Source organism: Flavobacterium laiguense (genome assembly GCF_003097655.1).
In the GTDB taxonomy this organism is placed as follows: domain Bacteria; phylum Bacteroidota; class Bacteroidia; order Flavobacteriales; family Flavobacteriaceae; genus Flavobacterium; species Flavobacterium laiguense.
The window spans coordinates 173,517-192,922 of sequence record NZ_QCZH01000002.1 but is presented as its reverse complement, the minus strand read 5'-3'; the positions used below and the strand labels follow the sequence as shown (position 1 = coordinate 192,922).

Annotated in this window: 18 protein-coding genes; 14 read left to right on the top strand and 4 right to left on the bottom strand. The window is 34.2% G+C overall.

Translation table 11 applies throughout. The features are described from left to right. Positions 1 to 5: 5 nt before the first annotated feature. A complete protein-coding gene (locus DB891_RS03615) occupies positions 6 to 1,355 on the bottom strand; it encodes a DEAD/DEAH box helicase (RefSeq protein WP_116760682.1) in 1,350 nt (449 codons plus the stop codon). Between the two features lie 150 nt (positions 1,356 to 1,505). On the opposite strand from DB891_RS03615, the gene DB891_RS03610 reads away from it, so the two are divergent. After that, positions 1,506 to 3,233: a M14 family metallopeptidase gene (locus tag DB891_RS03610; protein ID WP_116760680.1), complete on the top strand. Its 1,728-nt coding sequence runs from the start codon at positions 1,506 to 1,508 to the stop codon at positions 3,231 to 3,233. A 48-nt stretch (positions 3,234 to 3,281) separates the two neighbouring features. On the opposite strand, the gene DB891_RS03605 is transcribed toward DB891_RS03610, so the two are convergent. Next, positions 3,282 to 3,890: an NUDIX hydrolase gene (locus DB891_RS03605; protein WP_116760678.1), complete on the bottom strand. Its 609-nt coding sequence runs from the start codon at positions 3,888 to 3,890 to the stop codon at positions 3,282 to 3,284. A 7-nt stretch (positions 3,891 to 3,897) separates the two neighbouring features. Here DB891_RS03605 and pyrE point away from each other — a divergent pair, with 7 nt between their 5' ends. Both pyrE and DB891_RS03595 read left to right on the top strand, forming a co-directional pair. Continuing rightward, positions 3,898 to 4,539, top strand: a complete 642-nt coding sequence (pyrE, locus tag DB891_RS03600; protein ID WP_116760676.1) for an orotate phosphoribosyltransferase — start codon at positions 3,898 to 3,900, stop codon at positions 4,537 to 4,539. A 58-nt stretch (positions 4,540 to 4,597) separates the two neighbouring features. Next, positions 4,598 to 4,990: an SRPBCC family protein gene (locus DB891_RS03595; protein ID WP_116760674.1), complete on the top strand. Its 393-nt coding sequence runs from the start codon at positions 4,598 to 4,600 to the stop codon at positions 4,988 to 4,990. A gap of 71 nt (positions 4,991 to 5,061) precedes the next feature. Here DB891_RS03595 and DB891_RS03590 read toward each other — a convergent pair whose 3' ends face one another. After that, positions 5,062 to 5,790, bottom strand: coding sequence for a biotin--[acetyl-CoA-carboxylase] ligase (locus DB891_RS03590; protein ID WP_116760672.1), 729 nt, complete (start codon positions 5,788 to 5,790; stop codon positions 5,062 to 5,064). A gap of 95 nt (positions 5,791 to 5,885) precedes the next feature. Between DB891_RS03590 and rsfS the strand changes: the two genes are divergently transcribed. The 7 genes from rsfS to DB891_RS03555 all read left to right on the top strand — a co-directional run bounded on the left by rsfS (position 5,886) and on the right by DB891_RS03555 (position 11,466). Then, positions 5,886 to 6,257, top strand: a complete 372-nt coding sequence (rsfS, locus tag DB891_RS03585; protein WP_116760670.1) for a ribosome silencing factor — start codon at positions 5,886 to 5,888, stop codon at positions 6,255 to 6,257. Between the two features lie 15 nt (positions 6,258 to 6,272). Further along, positions 6,273 to 8,198: an ATP-dependent zinc metalloprotease FtsH gene (gene ftsH / locus DB891_RS03580; RefSeq protein ID WP_116760668.1), complete on the top strand. Its 1,926-nt coding sequence runs from the start codon at positions 6,273 to 6,275 to the stop codon at positions 8,196 to 8,198. Between the two features lie 110 nt (positions 8,199 to 8,308). After that, complete coding sequence (locus tag DB891_RS03575; protein WP_116760666.1) at positions 8,309 to 8,911, top strand: lactate utilization protein B/C; 603 nt, start codon at positions 8,309 to 8,311, stop codon at positions 8,909 to 8,911. A 1-nt stretch (position 8,912) separates the two neighbouring features. Next, positions 8,913 to 9,764 carry a phosphatidate cytidylyltransferase gene (locus DB891_RS03570; protein ID WP_116760664.1) on the top strand — a complete coding sequence of 284 codons (852 nt, stop codon included), beginning with the start codon at positions 8,913 to 8,915 and terminating at the stop codon, positions 9,762 to 9,764. Beyond that, positions 9,754 to 10,407, top strand: coding sequence for a phosphatidylserine decarboxylase family protein (locus tag DB891_RS03565; RefSeq protein WP_116760662.1), 654 nt, complete (start codon positions 9,754 to 9,756; stop codon positions 10,405 to 10,407). Before DB891_RS03570 ends, DB891_RS03565 begins: the two co-directional genes overlap by 11 nt. After that, a complete protein-coding gene (locus tag DB891_RS03560) occupies positions 10,407 to 10,673 on the top strand; it encodes an acyl-CoA-binding protein (RefSeq protein ID WP_116760660.1) in 267 nt (88 codons plus the stop codon). Before DB891_RS03565 ends, DB891_RS03560 begins: the two co-directional genes overlap by 1 nt. 85 nt (positions 10,674 to 10,758) lie before the next feature. Then, a complete protein-coding gene (locus DB891_RS03555) occupies positions 10,759 to 11,466 on the top strand; it encodes a superoxide dismutase (protein ID WP_223256041.1) in 708 nt (235 codons plus the stop codon). 69 nt (positions 11,467 to 11,535) lie between these two features. Here the strand turns inward: DB891_RS03555 and DB891_RS03550 are convergent, their stop codons facing one another. After that, a complete protein-coding gene (locus DB891_RS03550; RefSeq protein ID WP_116760656.1) occupies positions 11,536 to 13,407 on the bottom strand; it encodes an alpha-amylase family glycosyl hydrolase in 1,872 nt (623 codons plus the stop codon). Positions 13,408 to 13,894: 487 nt separating this feature from the next. Between DB891_RS03550 and DB891_RS03545 the strand changes: the two genes are divergently transcribed. The 4 genes from DB891_RS03545 to DB891_RS03530 all read left to right on the top strand — a co-directional run bounded on the left by DB891_RS03545 (position 13,895) and on the right by DB891_RS03530 (position 19,220). After that, positions 13,895 to 15,526, top strand: a complete 1,632-nt coding sequence (locus DB891_RS03545; RefSeq protein WP_116760655.1) for an OstA-like protein — start codon at positions 13,895 to 13,897, stop codon at positions 15,524 to 15,526. A 181-nt stretch (positions 15,527 to 15,707) separates the two neighbouring features. Beyond that, positions 15,708 to 16,889: an aspartate aminotransferase family protein gene (locus tag DB891_RS03540; protein WP_116760653.1), complete on the top strand. Its 1,182-nt coding sequence runs from the start codon at positions 15,708 to 15,710 to the stop codon at positions 16,887 to 16,889. A gap of 184 nt (positions 16,890 to 17,073) precedes the next feature. Continuing rightward, positions 17,074 to 18,471: a tetratricopeptide repeat protein gene (locus DB891_RS03535; RefSeq protein ID WP_116760651.1), complete on the top strand. Its 1,398-nt coding sequence runs from the start codon at positions 17,074 to 17,076 to the stop codon at positions 18,469 to 18,471. Then, the gene (locus tag DB891_RS03530; RefSeq protein ID WP_116760649.1) at positions 18,471 to 19,220 is read left to right on the top strand and encodes a shikimate dehydrogenase family protein; all 750 of its coding nucleotides are present in this window, start codon (positions 18,471 to 18,473) and stop codon (positions 19,218 to 19,220) included. The genes DB891_RS03535 and DB891_RS03530 overlap by 1 nt, the downstream gene beginning before the upstream one ends. The last annotated feature ends 186 nt before the right edge of the window (positions 19,221 to 19,406 follow it).

The following is a 19,406-nucleotide window of genomic DNA, read 5'->3' as shown; positions in this document are numbered from 1 at the left end:
ACTGACTACTCTTCTTCCTTCTTAATCACTTTTCTCGCCACTTCAATTTTAAACTTCTTACCTTTCATTTTTTCATCTTTTATGGCATGAAGCAAATCTTTGACTTTATTGAATTTTACGGCAGCAAAGGAGATAAAATCTTTCACTTCGATTAATCCTAGATCGCCTTTTTCCAATTTCCCTTTTTGGGAAAAGAAACCAACAATATCTATTTTATTCAATTTATTTTTCTTTCCACCACTGATGTAAATAGTTTGAAAATCAGGAGGTTTTGGCAATGAAGTTGTATTTTCTACATTCAACACTTCCATACCATAATCCAGATAATCCATTTTTTTCTCACTTTCGTGAGCAATAACATAAGCCGTTCCAGATGCTAACATACGTGCTGTACGTCCATTTCTGTGGGTGAATTCATCTGCTTTTAAAGGCAAATGATAATGAATTACGTGCTTCATTTCGGGAATATCAAGTCCACGAGCGGCAAGATCCGTAGTGATTAAATAACTCATACTTCCGTTACGGAACTGAATTAGCGAGCGTTCACGCTCATCTTGATCCATACCGCCGTGATAATAAGTAGCATAAATTCCTTTTTCGTTTAGAGTATCACTAATGCGTTCTGCAGCATCCCGATGATTACAAAAAACAATAGCCGACTGTGATTTTAAAGAACAAATCAGATTAAATAAACTCCCTAGTTTGTCTTTTTCTTTCGAAACCACCATTTTCGTAGCCAAGTTACTTTCTTGTTCTTCTTCGGTTGGGATAAAATCCAAAATCGTAGGGTTAACTACTCTAGTATATCTTGGAATTTCAATATCAGAAGTAGCCGAAACCAAAACTCGCTTGTTAAGTTTTGTCAATTTGCCAATGATAAAAGACATTTGCTCGTGAAAACCCAGTTGTAAGGATTTATCAAACTCATCCAAAATTAAGGTTTGAATTTTGTCTACACGAAAAGTTCCTCTATCGATATGATCGGCAATTCTTCCCGGTGTCCCTATCAAAACAGCTGGAGGATTACTCAAATTCTTGATTTCGGTATCAATAGAATGTCCACCGTAGCAAACATTTACTTTATAATCGGTACCCATTTTTTTCCAAACTTGTTCGATTTGCAATCCCAGTTCACGTGATGGAACCAGTATTAAACATTGGACAGAAAGGATTTCGGGTTGTAACATTTCTAAAACAGGCAGCAAAAAGGCTAATGTTTTCCCGGAACCTGTTGGAGAAAGCAGTAAAACATTATTATCATTCAGGATGGTATCCTGTGCTACTTCCTGCATTTCATTTAGACTTTCGATGCCTAAATTCAAAAGTATATTATTGGAATGGTGTTTCTTATTCATTTTGCAAAGGTAATTAAAAAAGTGGTCAGTAATCAGTACTCCGTATTCCGTTTATTCAGCATATAAAAAGTGATCAATAAGCACCTATTTTTAAAATAATCCAATCTAAAAATAATTACATTTGAGATCTATATTTTAAAACCCCAAACCATGAGATTTTGCATCATTTCATTCTTATTGCTGACTTTTTCAGTAGCAGCCCAAAAAAACAATAAATACGACACTTTTTTTGAAAAAGGAAACGAAAATCGGTCGGCCACTTATAATGAAACAATCAGATATTACACCCTTTTGGCACATGATTTCCCCTCTATTCAGATGCAAGAAATGGGATTGACAGATAGCGGGGAACCCTTACACATGGTTATTTTCAATCCTGATAAAAAATTCAATTTTGATGCTATTCAGAAAAAAAAAGCGGTATTATTCATCAATAATGGTATTCATGCCGGAGAGCCGGACGGAATCGATGCTACCATGCAATTGTTCCGAGATTTGGCATTGGGTAAAGTCAAAGCCCCAAAAAACACTGTAATAGTAACCATCCCCATTTATAATATTGGAGGAGCGCTAAATAGAAATTCGACAACCAGAGTCAATCAAGAAGGTCCAGAGGAATATGGCTTTCGCGGCAACGCAAGAAATTATGACTTGAATCGAGATATGATCAAATCGGATACCCGAAACACCAAAAGTTTTGTCGCTATTTTTCACAAAATAAACCCCGATGTTTTCATTGACAACCACGTAAGCAATGGATCCGATTATCAATACAAACTCACCTATATTATGACGCAACACAATAAATTGGGTACCGTTTTAGGGGATTATCTAAACACCGAAATGATGCCAGCTTTGGTTAAAGATTTGCAGCAAAAAAACATCGAAACTACCCCGTATGTCAATGCTTTTGGCCAAACACCAGATCATGGTTTCTCACAGTTTTCGGATAATCCAAGATACACCACTGGCTACACTTCCCTATTCAATACCATAGGTTTTGTGGTTGAGACACACATGCTGAAAAAATATGTCGACCGTGTAAAAGCTACCTATGAGTATATGCTCTCAACAATTGAATTTACTGACACTAATTATGAAAAAATAAAACAATTGCGATTAAAAAATGAAGAACAATATTTACCTAAAAAATCATACACCATTCAATGGGAAGTTGACAGTACAAAAGTGACCAATTTTTCTTTTTTAGGTTATGAAGCAATATACAAAAAAAGCGAAGTGACCACTGGCAATCGCTTATTTTATGACAGGACAAAACCATATAAAAAAGACATTCCAAACTTAAAAGAATACAAATCGGTTAAAGAAATCAAAATTCCCGAAGGGTATATAATTCCTAAGGGGTATTGGAATGTTATCGATCTATTAAAAAGTAACAATTGTACTTATACGCAATTAAAAAAAGATACCGTTATAACAGTGGAAAGTTATAAAATTGCAGATTACAAGACTTCAAACAATGCTTACGAGGGGCATTATCCGCATAGAAATACTCAAATAACTTCAAAAATGGAAAAAGTGGCTTTCGCCAAAGGAGACTATGTATTCTCTACCCAACAAAAAGCTGTGAAATATTTATTGGAAACCCTTGAACCGGAAGGCGTCGATTCATTCTTTAATTGGAACTTTTTTGATCCCATTTTACAACAAAAAGAAGGGTATTCTGAATATGTATTTGAAGATTTGGCAGCACAAATTTTAAAAGACAATCCCAGCATAAAAACAGAATTGGAAACAAAAATTAACACTGAGCCAGCCTTTGCAAAAGATAGTGAGGCACAATTGGACTGGATCTATAAACATTCCATTTATTATGAAAAAAACCATTTACAATATCCTGTTTACAGAAAACTATAATTATTAAAAAAAGGGCCCAATGTAAATACATCGAGCCCTTTTTTTAAATTATTTTTTCATCCTTTCGGATTCTTCTTCAAACAAGAGTTTAATATTTTCATAGGAATTCTTCAATGCTTCTGGAATTTCACTGGGTTTAAACCAAACCACTTTTTCAATTCCTTCTTCCAATTGCCCTTTTGGAGTCCCTTCAAAAGTGGACTGCATCTCAAACCAATGCGTGATTTTTAATTTGTATTTTCCGTTGCGCTTAAAAATATGATACGTTTTTTGAAGCTTATTCGTGATGGATAATTCATTTACACCCGTTTCTTCCTCTACTTCACGCATGGCGGTAGCTTCAATTAGTTCGCCTTTTTCAGTTCCTCCTTTGGGTAAATCCCATTTTCCGTTTCTAAAAATAAATAAAACTTCCCCTTTTTTATTATAAACCAATCCCCCTCCAGCTTTATTAACAGGAATTTTTGCTTTCAAAGTTTTCATAATCACACTTTCGTCAGGGTGATACAGATAGGCTTTTTTAATTTTATTTTGAAATATTTTTACTATAATTTGCTCTATGTCAATACTCTCAAGTAAAAACAATTGAAAATCGGTCTCCTTGGAGATTTCATTTGTCAAAAAAAGTGGTTTGTCGTTAACAAAAACTTTATACATTTGTATTATGATTTTTAATAAAGATACTGCCGAAAAAACAGCCGAATTGCTTTTGCAAATAAATGCAATTAAATTGAATCCAGGAAATCCTTTTACATGGGCTTCTGGATGGAAATCGCCTATATATTGCGATAATCGTTTAATCCTCTCATTTCCAGCCATAAGAAATTATGTTCGAGATGAATTTTCTAAAAATATTGAGAAACAATTTGGCAAGCCAGATGTAATTGCCGGTGTAGCCACTGGAGCAATTGGAATTGGTATGCTGGTTGCCGAGAGTTTAGGATTACCTTTTGTTTATGTACGCCCAGAACCGAAAAAACATGGTCGTCAAAATCAAGTGGAAGGTTTCTTACAGAAAGGACAAAACGTTGTAATTATAGAAGATTTAATAAGTACTGGAAACAGTAGTTTGCTAGCCGTAGAAGGCTTGAAAGCAGCTGGAGCAAACATAAAAGGGATGGCCGCCATATTTACTTATGGATTTGATGTTGCCGACCAAAATTTTAAAAAAGCCAATATAGATTTATACACTTTAAGTAATTACCAAAACTTATTGAATCTAGCCGTAGCCAAAAAATATATTACCGAAGAAGAAGAACAAACTTTGAGAGAATGGAACGTGAGTCCATCTACTTGGGGGATTTAAATTTTAGATTGCAGATTTTGGATTTAAATAAATAAAACAACAAACATTAAATAAAATTATGAACTTAGAAAGTCCAAAAGTTACGGTTGAAAGATCAAGTCAAGAGTTATTTGATTTATTGAGTGATGTAAAAAATTTCGAAAAATTAATGCCAGATAACATCGCAAAATTTGAAGTAATTGGCGACGATGCTTTTATATTTGGATTAAAAGGGATGCCCGAAATAAAATTAAAAATGAAAGAGAAAGTAGCGCCAAACAAAATCGTTTTGGGAGCTGCCAGTGACAAACTTCCTTTTACTTTGGTAGCCAATATTGATTCGGTTTCAGATAGTTCTAGTGCTGTAAAATTGGATTTCGAAGGCGAATTCAATGCTATGATGGCGATGATGATTAAAGGACCAATCAGTAAATTCATTGAAACTTTGGCTAACAATATGTCTAAACTTTAAAACATATTTATAATTCCCAAAAAGGCTTTTAGTTCGTTCTAAAAGCCTTTTTTTTATTGGAGTTAAATCCATTAATACAACATTTGAACCTCTTTGAGATTGTATTCGCAGACACTATCATCCTCCAATTGAATTTTCAGTTTTCCAATGGATGAAACACCAGTAATAATTCCCATGAAATTTTGATTATTCTCGTCCGAAAAAGCAGTTGGAACTTCAATTTTAAATAATTTTTTAGAATAGTCTTCCCAAATAGAAGCCGCATTTTCCTTATAGAGCGGAATCATTTCTTCCAATTTGGCCACAATTTGAAAAAGTATCTCTTCTTTATCAAAATTGGAGTTGCAAATAACCGCCAAAGAAGAGGCTCGTGGCAAATTTTCAAATTGAATTTGATTAATATTCAGCCCTAAACCCACTACCGATGTAATTGTTCCGTCACCTTTTATACTGTTTTCAATCAATATGCCACCTATTTTCTTATTAGCTGACATAATGTCGTTAGGCCATTTTATACTTAATTCAGGAATGTTATACGATTCTAAAACGTTTATTACAGCAAGTGAAACCACTACATTGAGATTAAAAACATCCTCAATCTCAAATAAAAAATCAGACACCAAAACACTCATAATGAGATTTTTACCAGATTCAGAATCCCATTTAGCGCCCATTTGCCCCTTCCCTTTCAACTGGCTCTCAGCGGTAACCACTGTGAAATTTTCAACCGCTTGCTTATTTGATATGCCTTTTAGAAACTCATTTGTAGAATCTATGGCATCGAGTTTGATTAGCTTCATGTATCTATTTTTTGTGAAACATAATTTAATATTATGTTAAGGTTCAAAAATAATCACAAAAAATGGTAACTTTACAAACTTATATAAAAAAATAAATGACGAAAAAGACTATAAACAATGATGCTTTATTAGCGAATATCATTAAAGGGATAGAAGAAGTAAAAGGGAATGATATTGACATTCTAGACTTAAGAGACATAGACACAGCAGTTTGCGACTATTTTGTAGTATGCAATGGTAACTCAAATACTCAAGTAAATGCCATTGTCAATTCAGTTCAAAAAACAGTTTCCAAAGATTTAAAAGACAAACCTTGGCACATTGAAGGTTCTGATGTTGCGGAATGGGTACTTATGGATTATGTTCATATTGTAGTTCATGTATTTCAAAAACACATTCGTGAATATTACAACATCGAAAGCCTTTGGGGAGATGCAAAAATCACTAAAATCGAAAACAAATACTAAAGAAATAAACTTCTAATGGCTAAAGATAATAATCCAAATCCGAATAAATTTAAAGTAAGTCCTTGGTTAATTTATACTGCAATTCTTTTAATTTTCTTATTTATAAGCTTTATTACTGGTGGGTCTAATTTTCAAGAACCTTCTCAGCTAACATCTTCTAAGTTTAATTCCTATTTAGAAAAAGGGCAAATAGAAAAAGTAATTGTATACAACAAAACGGAAGCCGAAGTATTCTTGAATGCAAACGCTTTAAAAGATCCTACGCATAAAAAAGTAGCCAAAGATGTATTAGACAGACCTAACAAAGGACCTCATTATTCTTTTGATATTGGAAACGATCAAATCTTTCAGACCAAATTGGAAAAAGCGGTAGCGGAAGGAAAATTAAAAGATTTTAATTTCTTACCTAAAAGCAATTGGACCGATATTTTAGTTAGTCTATTACCCATTATCATCATTATTGGGGTATGGATTTTTATTATGCGAAAAATGTCTGGCGGTGCTGGTGGTGGTGGTGGTCAAATTTTCAATATTGGAAAATCTAAAGCCAAACTTTTTGACGAAAAAACAGATATCAAAACAACATTTAAAGATGTTGCCGGTTTAGAAGGTGCAAAAGAAGAAATACAAGAAATTGTAGAATTCTTAAAAAACCCTGAAAAATACACCAATCTGGGAGGTAAAATTCCAAAAGGAGCCTTACTTGTAGGACCTCCAGGAACTGGAAAAACGTTATTGGCCAAAGCCGTAGCTGGTGAAGCTCAAGTTCCATTCTTCTCTTTATCGGGTTCCGATTTTGTTGAGATGTTTGTTGGTGTCGGTGCCTCACGTGTACGTGATTTATTCAAACAAGCCAAAGAAAAATCTCCAGCTATCATTTTCATTGATGAAATTGATGCTGTAGGTAGAGCTAGAGGAAAAAGCAATATGTCTGGTGGAAATGACGAAAGAGAGAATACCTTAAACCAACTACTTACTGAGATGGATGGTTTTGGCACTAATTCTAATGTAATCGTTTTGGCTGCCACAAATAGAGCTGATGTTCTTGACAAAGCCTTAATGCGTGCCGGGCGTTTTGACAGACAAATATTTGTTGACCTACCGGATATCCGTGAAAGAGCTGAAATTTTCCAAGTACACCTTGCTCCTTTGAAAAAAGTAGAAGGATTGGATACCGACTTTTTAGCGAAACAAACTCCAGGTTTTTCTGGAGCTGACATTGCCAATGTTTGTAATGAAGCTGCATTAATTGCCGCTAGATACAATAAAGAGGCCGTTGACAAACAAGATTTCCTTGACGCTGTCGATAGAATTGTAGGTGGTCTTGAAAAGAAAAACAAAATTGTTACTCCAGAAGAAAAAAGAGCAATCGCTATTCACGAAGCTGGACACGCAACGGTAAGTTGGATGCTAGAACATGCTGCCCCATTAATCAAGGTAACGATAGTTCCCCGTGGCCAAAGCCTTGGTGCTGCTTGGTATTTACCAGAAGAACGATTAATTGTTCGTACGGATCAAATGCTAGACGAAATGTGTGCTACAATGGGTGGTAGAGCTGCCGAAAAAGTAACTTTTAACAGAATATCTACTGGAGCACTTAGTGATTTAGAAAAAGTGACCAAACAAGCTCGCGCTATGGTAACAGTCTATGGTCTGAATGAAAAAATAGGGAATGTTACCTATTATGACTCATCTGGACAAAGTGAATACAGTTTTTCAAAACCCTATTCTGAAGATACCGCTAAGGTTATTGACAAAGAAATCTCTGATCTTATCGAAAGTCAATACCAAAGAGCAATTACTATATTAGAAGAAAACAAAGACAAACTAAATCAACTTGCTTCTATTTTAATTGAAAAAGAAGTGATTTTCAAAGATGACTTAGAAGCTATTTTTGGAAAAAGAACATTTGACAAAAACCTTGGTGAAGTAGTCTCATAATTCCTCCAATAATATAAAAATTCAAAATCTTAATTCAAAACCTAGTTTTGAATTAAGATTTTTTTATCTTTGAACGTTTTCAGCTAATACAAAACGTAGATTAACACTATATGAGTCTTTTCAGTAAATTTTTTGGTACTAATAATCCAGCCTCCAATGAGGGAAAAGGACACAATGGTAACAAACCAACTCCAGATATTAATTCACCTCTAGATGAACAGTTTATCTATAATTTCAAAAGAAATGGTGGTAAATTTCTATACTGCGAGAATTTAAATGAAGTAAAAGAACAATTTGAAAACATATTAGAAGAAAACGATTGGTTTGAATGTGAAGCTTTATGTTACGAACCAAAACTGTACAGTTTACTGGAAGAGAACAAACTTACTTATGGTTTAAACCAGAATCCACAATTTCTATTATCAACTTGCGAAAATCTGGTTGCTGAAGAAGGATCCATACTATTCTCTTCTAATCAAATCAAACAAAAAAAACCAAACGAATTACCTTCAAACATCATAATTTTGGCAAATACCAGCCAGATTATTGAAGGCAAAAGCGACGGCCTTAGTGCTATTCGCAAAAAATACTTAACAGAATACCCTACCAATATTACAACCATAAAATATTTCGAAAAAGCAAAAGAAGAAGATTTTACTCAATATGGAAGTTCTGCCAAAAATCTTTACTTATTGTTATTAGAAGATCTTTAAAATGAATGAAACACTAAAAAGGTCTATATCTGGAGCCATTTACATTATATTATTAATAGCCTCTATAGAATACTCAATAGAAAGTTTTTTCATTCTATTTGGTGTTTTTCTACTTATTGCAGTTATTGAATTTTGTAATTTATTGCATCTCAATAAAATCGCACCCATAGTAATTGCAAACTTAGTCTATTTGTTTTTTTACAAAATAGCTATTGCCACTAAAACAGACGGTGTTTTTTATATTTTACGTTATAACAACACTTTTGATTTAGTTGTTCTTTTCTTGACACTTATCGTTTCCCTAAAATGTGTTGTTTTTTTATACGATGACAAAAACTTAAAAATAGATTCTTTTTCAAAGTTTGCTTATTTAATTGGGTATATTATCTTGCCTTTTATTATAATCACAAAAATACCTTTTGGAATAAAAGGGTATAACCCAAATATCCTTATCAGTATCTTTATATTGATTTGGACAAACGATACTTTTGCGTATTTAGTAGGGAAATCGATAGGTAAGCATAAATTATTTGAAAGAATTTCCCCTAAAAAAACAATTGAAGGTTTCATTGGAGGAATCATTTTTGCCATAATTGCCAGTTATTTCATTTCAAAATATTTCCTCAAAATTCCAGAGAAAAACACATTCATTTGGTTTATAATTGCCTTTATTGTTGGCGTTTTCGGCACAGTTGGTGATTTAGTCGAATCAAAATTCAAACGAATTGCAGGAAAAAAAGACAGCGGAAAGATAATGCCAGGACATGGAGGTGTCCTAGATCGACTAGATAGTGTTATCTTTGTAGCACCAATAATATTTTTATTTTATCAAATTTTAAATTATGTTTCATAAAGAAGGAACTCAAAGTATTTTATTAGGCACTGTTTTTACAGCTGTCGTTTTTTTAGCGTCTGATTATTTCATTCATACAGAATGGATCCAAATGACAATCGAAATAGTCACTTTATTGCTATTGATCACCATTTTACAATTTTTCAGGAATCCAAAACGAACAGTCGAAATAAACGAAAATCACATCGTTGCTCCAGTCGATGGTAAAGTTGTGGTGATTGAAGAAGTTTACGAAAGTGAATATTTTAAAGACAAAAGAATTCAGGTATCTATATTCATGTCTCCAATTAATGTACACGTAACCCGTTATGGATTAAGTGGAATTGTAAAATTCAGCAAATACCATCCAGGTAAATTTTTGGTAGCTTGGCATCCAAAAGCAAGTGAAGAAAATGAAAGAACAACGGTTGTAATTGAGAACAAAACTTTTGGTGCTATATTATACCGTCAAATTGCTGGAGCATTGGCTCGAAGAATTGTAAACTACGCCCAAGAAGGAATGCAAGTCGTACAAGGAACAGATGCCGGTTTTATTAAATTTGGCTCTAGAGTAGATGTATTTTTACCTTTAGGAACACCAATCAATGTTGTACTGAATCAAAAAGCAATAGGAGGAAAAACTATAATTGCAATAAAATCTTAATGATTGAAAAAGATTTAGATATACAATTTCAAGAAGCCGTTGAAATAGCTTCGAATATGACACAGGCGTCATTACCGCAAGATGTCCAATTGCGTCTTTATGCCTATTATAAGCATGCAACATTTGACAGAACCAGATTCAACATTTCAGAAAATGCAGATTTAAGAAATGCTTTTAAAACAAATGCTTGGATTCAAATCAGCCATCTTACCCAAGACGAAGCCAAAGAACAATATATCGAATTAATACAGTCTTTATCAAAGTAATTGTAATACCCCTATGAAAAAAAACACTTTTCTATTATCAAGTTTACTTTTCGTTTCTGTTTTAGTTTCTTGTAATAAAAAAAAAATGACCGAAGTTGTTGAAGTGCCGCTACCAACGGTACAAGAAAAAATAACAATAGGAAACCCAAATGATGTAAAAGCCAGTGAAGGTTCTTTTCAACTAGAAAAACTACCCTTTACTTATGATGCATTAGCTCCCGATTTGTCTGCAATTACATTAGAATCCCATTATGGAAAACATTATTTAAACTTTACCAATAACTTAAACAAAGCGGTTCTAGGTACTGAACTTGAAAATCTAACTATTGAGGAAGTTTTAAAAAAATTAGATATAAATGATCCTGTAATACGAAATAACGCGGGAGGCTATTACAATCATGGTTTGTATTTTAAATGTATCGATTCAAAGAAAACCGGAGAACCAAAAGACACTTTAGCTTCAACAATAACGAAAGATTTCGGGTCTTTTTCTAATTTCAAAACGAGCTTTAAAGATGCTGCAACCAAACAATTTGGTTCAGGATGGCTTTGGCTAGTCGTTGATAAAACTGGCGTACTTCAATTGACCACAACGCAAAACCAAGACAATCCTTTGATGCCAAATGCACCTGTTGTTGGATTTCACGGAACTCCTATTTTAGGTATTGATCTTTGGGAACATGCTTATTTCATAGATTATCAATACAAAAAGAAAATTTATATTGATGCTTTTTTCAATCATATCAATTGGAATGTCGTTAGCGAAAATTACCAAGCCACTTTTAAAAAATAGACAATACAAAAAAAGCTGATACCATTTAAGTATCAGCTTTTTTTTGCACAATTAAAATAATTAATCAAACTACAATTGATAAATAAAGGATTCTAAAGGAGCTATTGTTATTGATGCTTTCCCTTCTCCATTTACAACTTGTAATTGAGTGGTGCTTTTTCCGTACAATTGATCTTTTATAGTGTAACTTCCATCTTTCAAATTCCACTTACCAATAATATCAGCTGGGATTTTTAATTCAAAAATATTTGATGATTCTGATGAAAAATTGGTAACTACAATTAATTTCTGAGTATCAGACCAGCGAACAAAAGAATAAACATGGTTTGGATCATAGCCCAAAGCGGCTTGACGATTTACTTCTTGAAGATCTTGAAATTGTCCCATTACAGCTGAACTATGTCCAGAGAAATTCAGTAATTTTTTGTAAAAATCACGCAAGTCTTTTTCGCTTTGCGATAATTTCCCTCCGTCAAATGCGCCATTGTTCATCCATCTTTGATGATTTGGCACGCCTACGTAATCAAAAATAGATGTTCTGGAATGAGTTCCGAAACCTCCATTTTCATTTCCAGCCTCCCCTACTTCTTGACCAAAATACACCATAATAGGAGCTGAAGTTATCATAGTAGATACCACCATCATGGGTTTACCTTTTTCTGGAGAACCGGCAAAATCAGGACTTGCCAATCGTTGCTCATCATGATTGTCCAAAAATTTCAGCATATGAACATCAATATCGGCTAATCCTTTTTGAATATAAGACAATCCATCTGGAGGTGTTTTTCCTTGAATAATGGCTTTCAATTTATCATAAGTCTCAACTTTATCATACAAATAATCCATTTTACCCAAATGAATATAATTGCGGTATTCTTTCGGATTGTACACTTCGGCCATTAAGAAAGCATCGGGATTGGCGTTTTTTATGGCTGAGTTCATATAACTCCAAAACTCATAAGGAACCATTTCGGCCATATCGTATCGAAAACCATCAACACCTCTGGCTGTCCAATACAAAGCAATATCTCTGAATTTAATCCATGAACTAGGTACACTTTTACCTTTCCAAAAGGCATAATGCTCTTTGTTAGACAATTTATCATAACCTACTGGCAATTCTGGAAAGTCTTTAGAACCATCAGGGCGAATTCCGTAGTTTACTTTCACCGTTTCATACCAATCGTTTTTATCTGGTTTTGCCAATCGAGAGCCATTACCAGTCCATTTTGCAGGATTTTCGTTAAATTTACCATCAATAAGTGAATGAGATTCCCCGTTTAAAGGTTTATTTCCATCAGGCAATTGAAAAGGAATATTGGGTATGTAATAAAAATTATTGTCTCTTTTGTATTCTACAGTAACATCATCATCGACACCAAAATCTCTCACGCCTTTAGGATTGCTTTTTCCTTCATATTTGCGTGCAATATGATTGGGAACAATATCGATAATAACCTTCAAATTGGCCTCATGTGTCCTTTTTATAAGCGCTTCAAACTCTTCTAAACGTTTTTCTGGATTTACAGCCAAATCAGGGTTTACATTATAATAATCTTTTACGGCATAAGGCGAGCCCGCTCTTCCTTTGACCACTTCAGGGTCATCATGAGAAACTCCTATTGCAGTATAATCTCGTATCACAGCATGATGAGGAACGCCGGTGTACCAAACATAAGTAACCCCTAAATTTTTTATTTCACGCAACGCTTTTGGAGTAAAATCATTGAATTTTCCCACACCATTTTCTTCAATGGTTCCCCAAGGTTTATTGGTTGTATTTTTATTCCCAAACAATCGAGTAAAAACTTGATAAACTACTTCCTTTTTTTCAGAAACGGTTTCTTTCTTTTCTGCGTTCATTTTTACATCTTTAGTTTTACAGGCAGTTGCCATAAGCAATATACTCATTCCTGCCACAAAGGTTGTTTTCTTTACCATATTAATTTATTAAAAAAAATTAAAAGCATTCTTGATAATCTAATTAATTTGAATTATCAGTTTATAAATTTAATCTTTTTTTGAAAATTAGATCACTAAAAACAATTCTTTGAAACCCTTTTTAAGGCAAAAACGGCACTATAACGAGATAGTAGAAGACAATGTTTATAACTTATATTCTCAATATTTCCGGCTGAATTCTAAAATAAACAGCATAAATTTTGAACCATATAAGTCATATAAGTTCATTTAAGCTAGAATATAAAATAGCGCCGACTTATATGTTCTTACATTTCTTATATGGTTAACTTTTCCGTAGCGGTGGTTTTCTAATTAACTGTTTGAAAAGAAATGTAAGTTTAAAATGCTGTTCTTTGTAGAATTAATCCATATTTTCAAATTCTATAAACCAACTCTAATTATAAATAAATCCTAATATATATAAGGATTGACTCCTTTTTCATAAATTTACCAAAAATTAAATCCATTGAAGAAATCTTTAAATTTCCTTACTTATAGTTTAGTATTCTTTTGTGTCCATATCGTTTTGGCACAAGCTCCTAAAAAAATATTAATTGAACATTCTGACTATAGTGATGTAGATCAAGAAAAAATACCTGACGCAATATTATTTACTGGAAATGTACGTGTAAGCCATGACGGTGTAGTTCTTACTTGTAATAGAGCTTATTTTTTTCAAAAAGAAAACTATTTGAAAGCTTTTGGAAATGTGCAATTGGTTCAGGGAGACACTTTATTCCTGAACAGTAAGTACGCTGAATATAGCGGGCAATTAAAAAAAGCATTTGCTACTGGCAATGCCGTTATGAGTTCTCCTGATGCAACTTTGGCCACCGACACCATCAATTTTGACCGAAATACACAGGAGGTTTTTTATAATACCCAAGGAACTATTATCAACAAAGACAACACCTTAAAAAGTAAATCGGGCAGGTATTATGTAGCGCAAAAGAAATTCCAGTTCTTAACCGCGGTTACCTTAACCAACAAAACCTACGAAATTAAGTCCAATCATTTGGATTATTACAGTAATTCCGGGCATTCCTATTTATTTGGGCCATCCACCATTACCAGTAAAGCCAATTATATCTATACCGAAAAAGGATTTTATGATACCAAAAAAAATCTGGCTCATTTTCTCAACAAATCCTACATCAAATACGATGACCGGGTCATAAAAGGAGATAGTTTGTATTACGATCGAAATAAGGAATTTGCCTCAGCCACAAGAAATGTGAAAATTACCGATTCTGTCAACCGCGGAATTGTAAAAGGTCATTATGCCGAATTGTACAAAAAGAAGGATTCGATGTTTGTGACCAAAAGAGCCGTGGCAGTAAACTTTGTAGAAAATGATTCCGTGTATATTCATGGTAAAAAACTGATGGTTACCGGTAAAGAAGGTGATCGAATCATACGCGCATACAATAATGTACGATTTTATAAAACGGATATGAGCGGAAAATGTGATTCGATACATTCCCGATCTAAAATAGCATTGACAAAATTGATAGGAAATCCAATATTGTGGAATGGCGACAACCAAATTACCGGAGATCTGATGCATCTTATAGGAGACAATCATACTCAAAAACTGGATTCGCTCAAGGTATTAAACAATACTTTTCTCGTCTCGAAAGACACACTCGGAACTGGCTTCAATCAAGTCAAGGGACAAAATTTATTTGGAAAATTTCAAGACGGAAAACTCCATGATGTTGATATCGTAAAAAATACCGAAGTGATTTATTATATGCGAAATGATGCCAAAGAACTCATCGGGATCAATAAAAATGTAAGTAGCAAGATCAACATTCTTTTTGATAAAAATGCGGTAGAAACCATTACTTTCTTTAAACAAGTTGATGGAGAAATCTATCCCGAAGCCGAATTGCCCGAAAATGCCAGAACTCTTCGGGGACTTAATTGGCGTGGAGACGAAAGAATAAAATCTAAAGACGATATTTTTACCAAAGAAGAGAATGACGAAGAACTTAAAGTCGCTGCAGCAACGGTAAAAGACAAAGCCAAAAAAGAGGCTCCAATGAAAATTAGAAAGGAAACATTGAATTATGACAAGAAGAGTCGGAAGAAGTAGTCAGTGGTCAGTTTTTTAGTGGTCAGTCGCAGATTGCATATTGCAGTTTTTAGTCGTGACTTATAACATTCATCTTAAACATTTTAAACTTTTAAACCACTTAAACTTTAAACATTTTAAACTTTAAACATTTTAAACTTTAAACATTTTAAACTTTTAAACCCTTAAACTTCTCAAAAAAGTGAACCCAGATTTCATAAAATACCAAGCACAAACCTCTCCTTATCCATTGGGTATGGAAGTTTCGCATGCAATAGGCTCCTATATTTTCGACACCAACAATAAAAAATATTTAGATTTTGTGGCGGGTGTTTCGGCTTGTACGCTTGGTCATCAAAACAAAAGAGTCAATGACGCCATCAAGGATCAATTAGACAAATATTCACATGTAATGGTTTATGGGGAATATTCCCAAAGTCCTGCAGTTGAATATTGCAAATTGATGGCCTCGCTCCTGCCCGCTCCTTTAGACAAAACCTATTTGGTCAATTCGGGTACCGAAGCTATAGAAGGCGCCCTAAAACTAGCCAGAAGAACCACAGGCAGAAGCCAATTGATCTCCTGTCACAATGCCTATCACGGTAATACCATGGGATCGATGAGTGTCATGGGATTCGAGGAACGCAAACAAGTATTTCGCCCCTTAATACCAGATGTCGATTTTATAACCTTCAATAACGAAACCGATTTACAAAAAATAACTACAAAAACAGCCGGAATCATCCTCGAAACGATTCAAGGAGGTGCTGGATTTATTGAACCTCATAATGATTTTCTCAAAAAAGTAAGAGCGCGTTGTACTGAAGTAGGAGCTATTATGATCCTCGACGAAATACAGCCCGGTTTTGGAAGAACGGGTACCCTTTTTGGTTTTCAAAACTACGATGTTGTACCAGATATAGTAGTAATGGGAAAAGGAATGGGTGGAGGAATGCCCGTAGGAGCCTTTACTGCCTCATCAGCCATGATGGATTTATTGAGCGAAAATCCAAAGCTTGGACACATTACCACTTTTGGAGGACACCCTGTCATTGCGTCAGCCTGCTTGGCTACTTTGAAAGAATTAACTGAAACCAACCTCATGCCAGACGCTTTAGAGAAAGAAAAGCTCTTTAGATCACTTTTGGTACATCCTTTGATACAAGAAATTAGAGGCAAAGGATTAATGCTTGCTGCAATGACAGCAAGTGCGGATATCACCAATGAAGTAATCCTAAAATGTCAAGACAGAGGTCTCATTTTATTTTGGTTACTCTTTGAGGGATGCGCTATCCGAATTACACCACCCCTTACCATTTCTGAAGAAGAAATTAGAGAAGGGTGCGCTATAATTCTTGAAGTAATGAATGAAGTTATGATTTAAGATTGATGATTAACGATTTCTGAATGCAGATTTTCAGTTCTTTTGTAAATCAAAAATCAACAATCGCTAATCAAAAATCACCATTCAACCTGTTAATTAAATTGTTCACAATAATTAAAATTCTTCCTCACAACAACAGTTCGATTTCCTATTTTTATTTTAGGATAATTTAAAAACAGACAGCATGCAATTAAGCGACGAAGAAGAAGAGTATAACTTATCCCTATCCAAATTTGAGTCTATGTTGAAAACCAACAAAGTGCTCTTTTTTGACTCCGAGGAATTTGAAGAAATCATTCTTCATTATCTCGACATGGGTAAGACAGCCTTGGCCAAAAAAGCCCTAAAACTAGCGCTAGAACAGCACCCTAAATCAACCGGACTAAAATTAGTTCAAGTGGAAATGTTGATCTATGATGACAAACTAGAAATAGCCGAAAAGCTATTGAATGAGCTTTATGCCATAGAACCCACCAACGAAGAGATCTATATTCAGAAGGCAAATATCTGTTCCAAAAGAGACCAACATGAAAAAGCGGTTGAAATGCTGAAAATTGCATTAGATTATACCGATGATTATGCTGATGTCTACAACTTAATTGGGATGGAATACCTTTTTATGGATAATCTTGAGTTAGCCAAAGAAAGCTTTATCAAATGCCTTGAAGAAGATTTCGAGGATCAATCCGCCTTATACAATGTGGTGTACTGTTTTGAATTTCTTGATCAAAATCAAGATGCTATTGCTTATCTGAATAAATACATTGATAAAAACCCGTATAGCGAAATCGCTTGGCATCAATTGGGACGTTTGTATTATGGCGTAAAAGAATACGAAAGTGCCATCCGCGCATTTGATTATGCCACGCTGATAGATGATGAATTTCTAGGTGCCTTTATGGAAAAAGCAAAAGCACTGGAACGTTTAAAAAAATATGAGCTTGCCATCGAAAGTTACAACAGAACGATCGAATTGGATGATGCCACATCATACGCTCTACTTCGAATAGGAAAATGCTATGAGAAACTAGGCAACAAAGTTTTGGCATTAAAATTTTTCAACAGAACCGTTCATGAAGATCCCCTTTTAGACAAAGGTTGGATTGCCATAACCGATTTTTACGTTCGCCAAAAAAACTTCCAAAAAGCATTGTTTTTTGTCAATAAAGCATTGGCTATAGACAATCAAAACCGTTTGTATTGGAAACGTTTTGCGACCATAAACAAACAGATGAACTTCTTTGAAGAAGCCGAATTCGGATATCGAAAAGCAGTTGAATTTGGAGATTATCAACTGGACACTTGGTTGTTTTGGGTTGATATTCTTCAGTTTTTAGGCGAATTTGAGAGCGCTGTCCAAACTTTATTACAAGCATCTGAATACTTCCCAGAAGAAAACGAAGTAGAATACCGTTTGGCTGGTCTGTATTTTATGCTTTCAGACACTACCAAAGCTAAATTCCATTTGAGTAATGCCTTGCGTTTGAATTTTGACAACTACGTACTAATTGAAGATTTGTTTCCTGTCGTTTGGGCAAAAAAAACGGTGCGAAATTATATCGACAAACATAAAAAACAATAATGATTGAAGTAACAAGAAAACGTTTTGGTTTATTAGGTCGTAACATTAGTTATTCCTTTTCAAAAGGATATTTTACAGAAAAGTTCAGCAATGAGCATTTTACAGATTGTTCATACGAGAATTTTGACATTCCTGAAATAAACTTTTTTACTGAATTAAGAAAAAACAATACGGATCTTAGCGGATTAAACGTTACTATTCCTTACAAAGAAACAGTGATTCCTTTTTTGGATAAATTATCAAAAAACGCTTCTCAAATTGGAGCGGTCAATACTATAAAATTCACCAAAAAAGGAAAACTAAAAGGCTACAATACCGATTATTATGGTTTCAAAAAATCATTGGAACCTTTATTGCAGTCGCATCACAAAAAAGCATTGATCTTGGGTACAGGTGGCGCTTCAAAAGGCGTTGCTTTCGCCTTAGACCAGTTAAAAATTGCCTATACTTTTGTCTCACGTGAGGCCAAAGACAACTCTATCGATTACAATAGAATAAACGCCACCACATTTGACAATTATCAAATCATTATCAACTGCACACCGGTGGGAACTAGCCCTAATATCGATTTATTCCCGCTTATCCCATACGAATACTTTACAGACAAACACATTGCTTACGACTTGATTTACAATCCTGCAGAAACGCAATTCCTCAAAAAAGCCAAAGCACAAGGCGCACAAATAAAAAATGGATTGGACATGCTTATTTTTCAAGCAGAGAAAGCCTGGAAGATTTGGAATAAGTAGAATAGCTGACTCGTTACACCTTAGATTTATAAAATACAAAAGCCCTCAAATGGAATTCCATTTGAGGGCTTTCTGCATAAAAAAAGCGACAACCGTGAGGATGCCGCTTTGAATGTTTTCACAACGGAATAATCCTTATTGTGAATTGCTTCAAAATTGTAGTACAATGATACAACAAAAGTTTTA

Coding starts and splice junctions, on each gene's coding strand:
- DB891_RS03615 (WP_116760682.1), bottom strand. CDS start 1,355: ATGAATAAGAAACACCATTCCAATAATATACTTTTGAATTTAGGCATC.
- DB891_RS03610 (WP_116760680.1), top strand. CDS start 1,506: ATGAGATTTTGCATCATTTCATTCTTATTGCTGACTTTTTCAGTAGCA.
- DB891_RS03605 (WP_116760678.1), bottom strand. CDS start 3,890: ATGTATAAAGTTTTTGTTAACGACAAACCACTTTTTTTGACAAATGAA.
- pyrE (WP_116760676.1), top strand. CDS start 3,898: ATGATTTTTAATAAAGATACTGCCGAAAAAACAGCCGAATTGCTTTTG.
- DB891_RS03595 (WP_116760674.1), top strand. CDS start 4,598: ATGAACTTAGAAAGTCCAAAAGTTACGGTTGAAAGATCAAGTCAAGAG.
- DB891_RS03590 (WP_116760672.1), bottom strand. CDS start 5,790: ATGAAGCTAATCAAACTCGATGCCATAGATTCTACAAATGAGTTTCTA.
- rsfS (WP_116760670.1), top strand. CDS start 5,886: ATGACGAAAAAGACTATAAACAATGATGCTTTATTAGCGAATATCATT.
- ftsH (WP_116760668.1), top strand. CDS start 6,273: ATGGCTAAAGATAATAATCCAAATCCGAATAAATTTAAAGTAAGTCCT.
- DB891_RS03575 (WP_116760666.1), top strand. CDS start 8,309: ATGAGTCTTTTCAGTAAATTTTTTGGTACTAATAATCCAGCCTCCAAT.
- DB891_RS03570 (WP_116760664.1), top strand. CDS start 8,913: ATGAATGAAACACTAAAAAGGTCTATATCTGGAGCCATTTACATTATA.
- DB891_RS03565 (WP_116760662.1), top strand. CDS start 9,754: ATGTTTCATAAAGAAGGAACTCAAAGTATTTTATTAGGCACTGTTTTT.
- DB891_RS03560 (WP_116760660.1), top strand. CDS start 10,407: ATGATTGAAAAAGATTTAGATATACAATTTCAAGAAGCCGTTGAAATA.
- DB891_RS03555 (WP_223256041.1), top strand. CDS start 10,759: ATGACCGAAGTTGTTGAAGTGCCGCTACCAACGGTACAAGAAAAAATA.
- DB891_RS03550 (WP_116760656.1), bottom strand. CDS start 13,407: ATGGTAAAGAAAACAACCTTTGTGGCAGGAATGAGTATATTGCTTATG.
- DB891_RS03535 (WP_116760651.1), top strand. CDS start 17,074: ATGCAATTAAGCGACGAAGAAGAAGAGTATAACTTATCCCTATCCAAA.
- DB891_RS03530 (WP_116760649.1), top strand. CDS start 18,471: ATGATTGAAGTAACAAGAAAACGTTTTGGTTTATTAGGTCGTAACATT.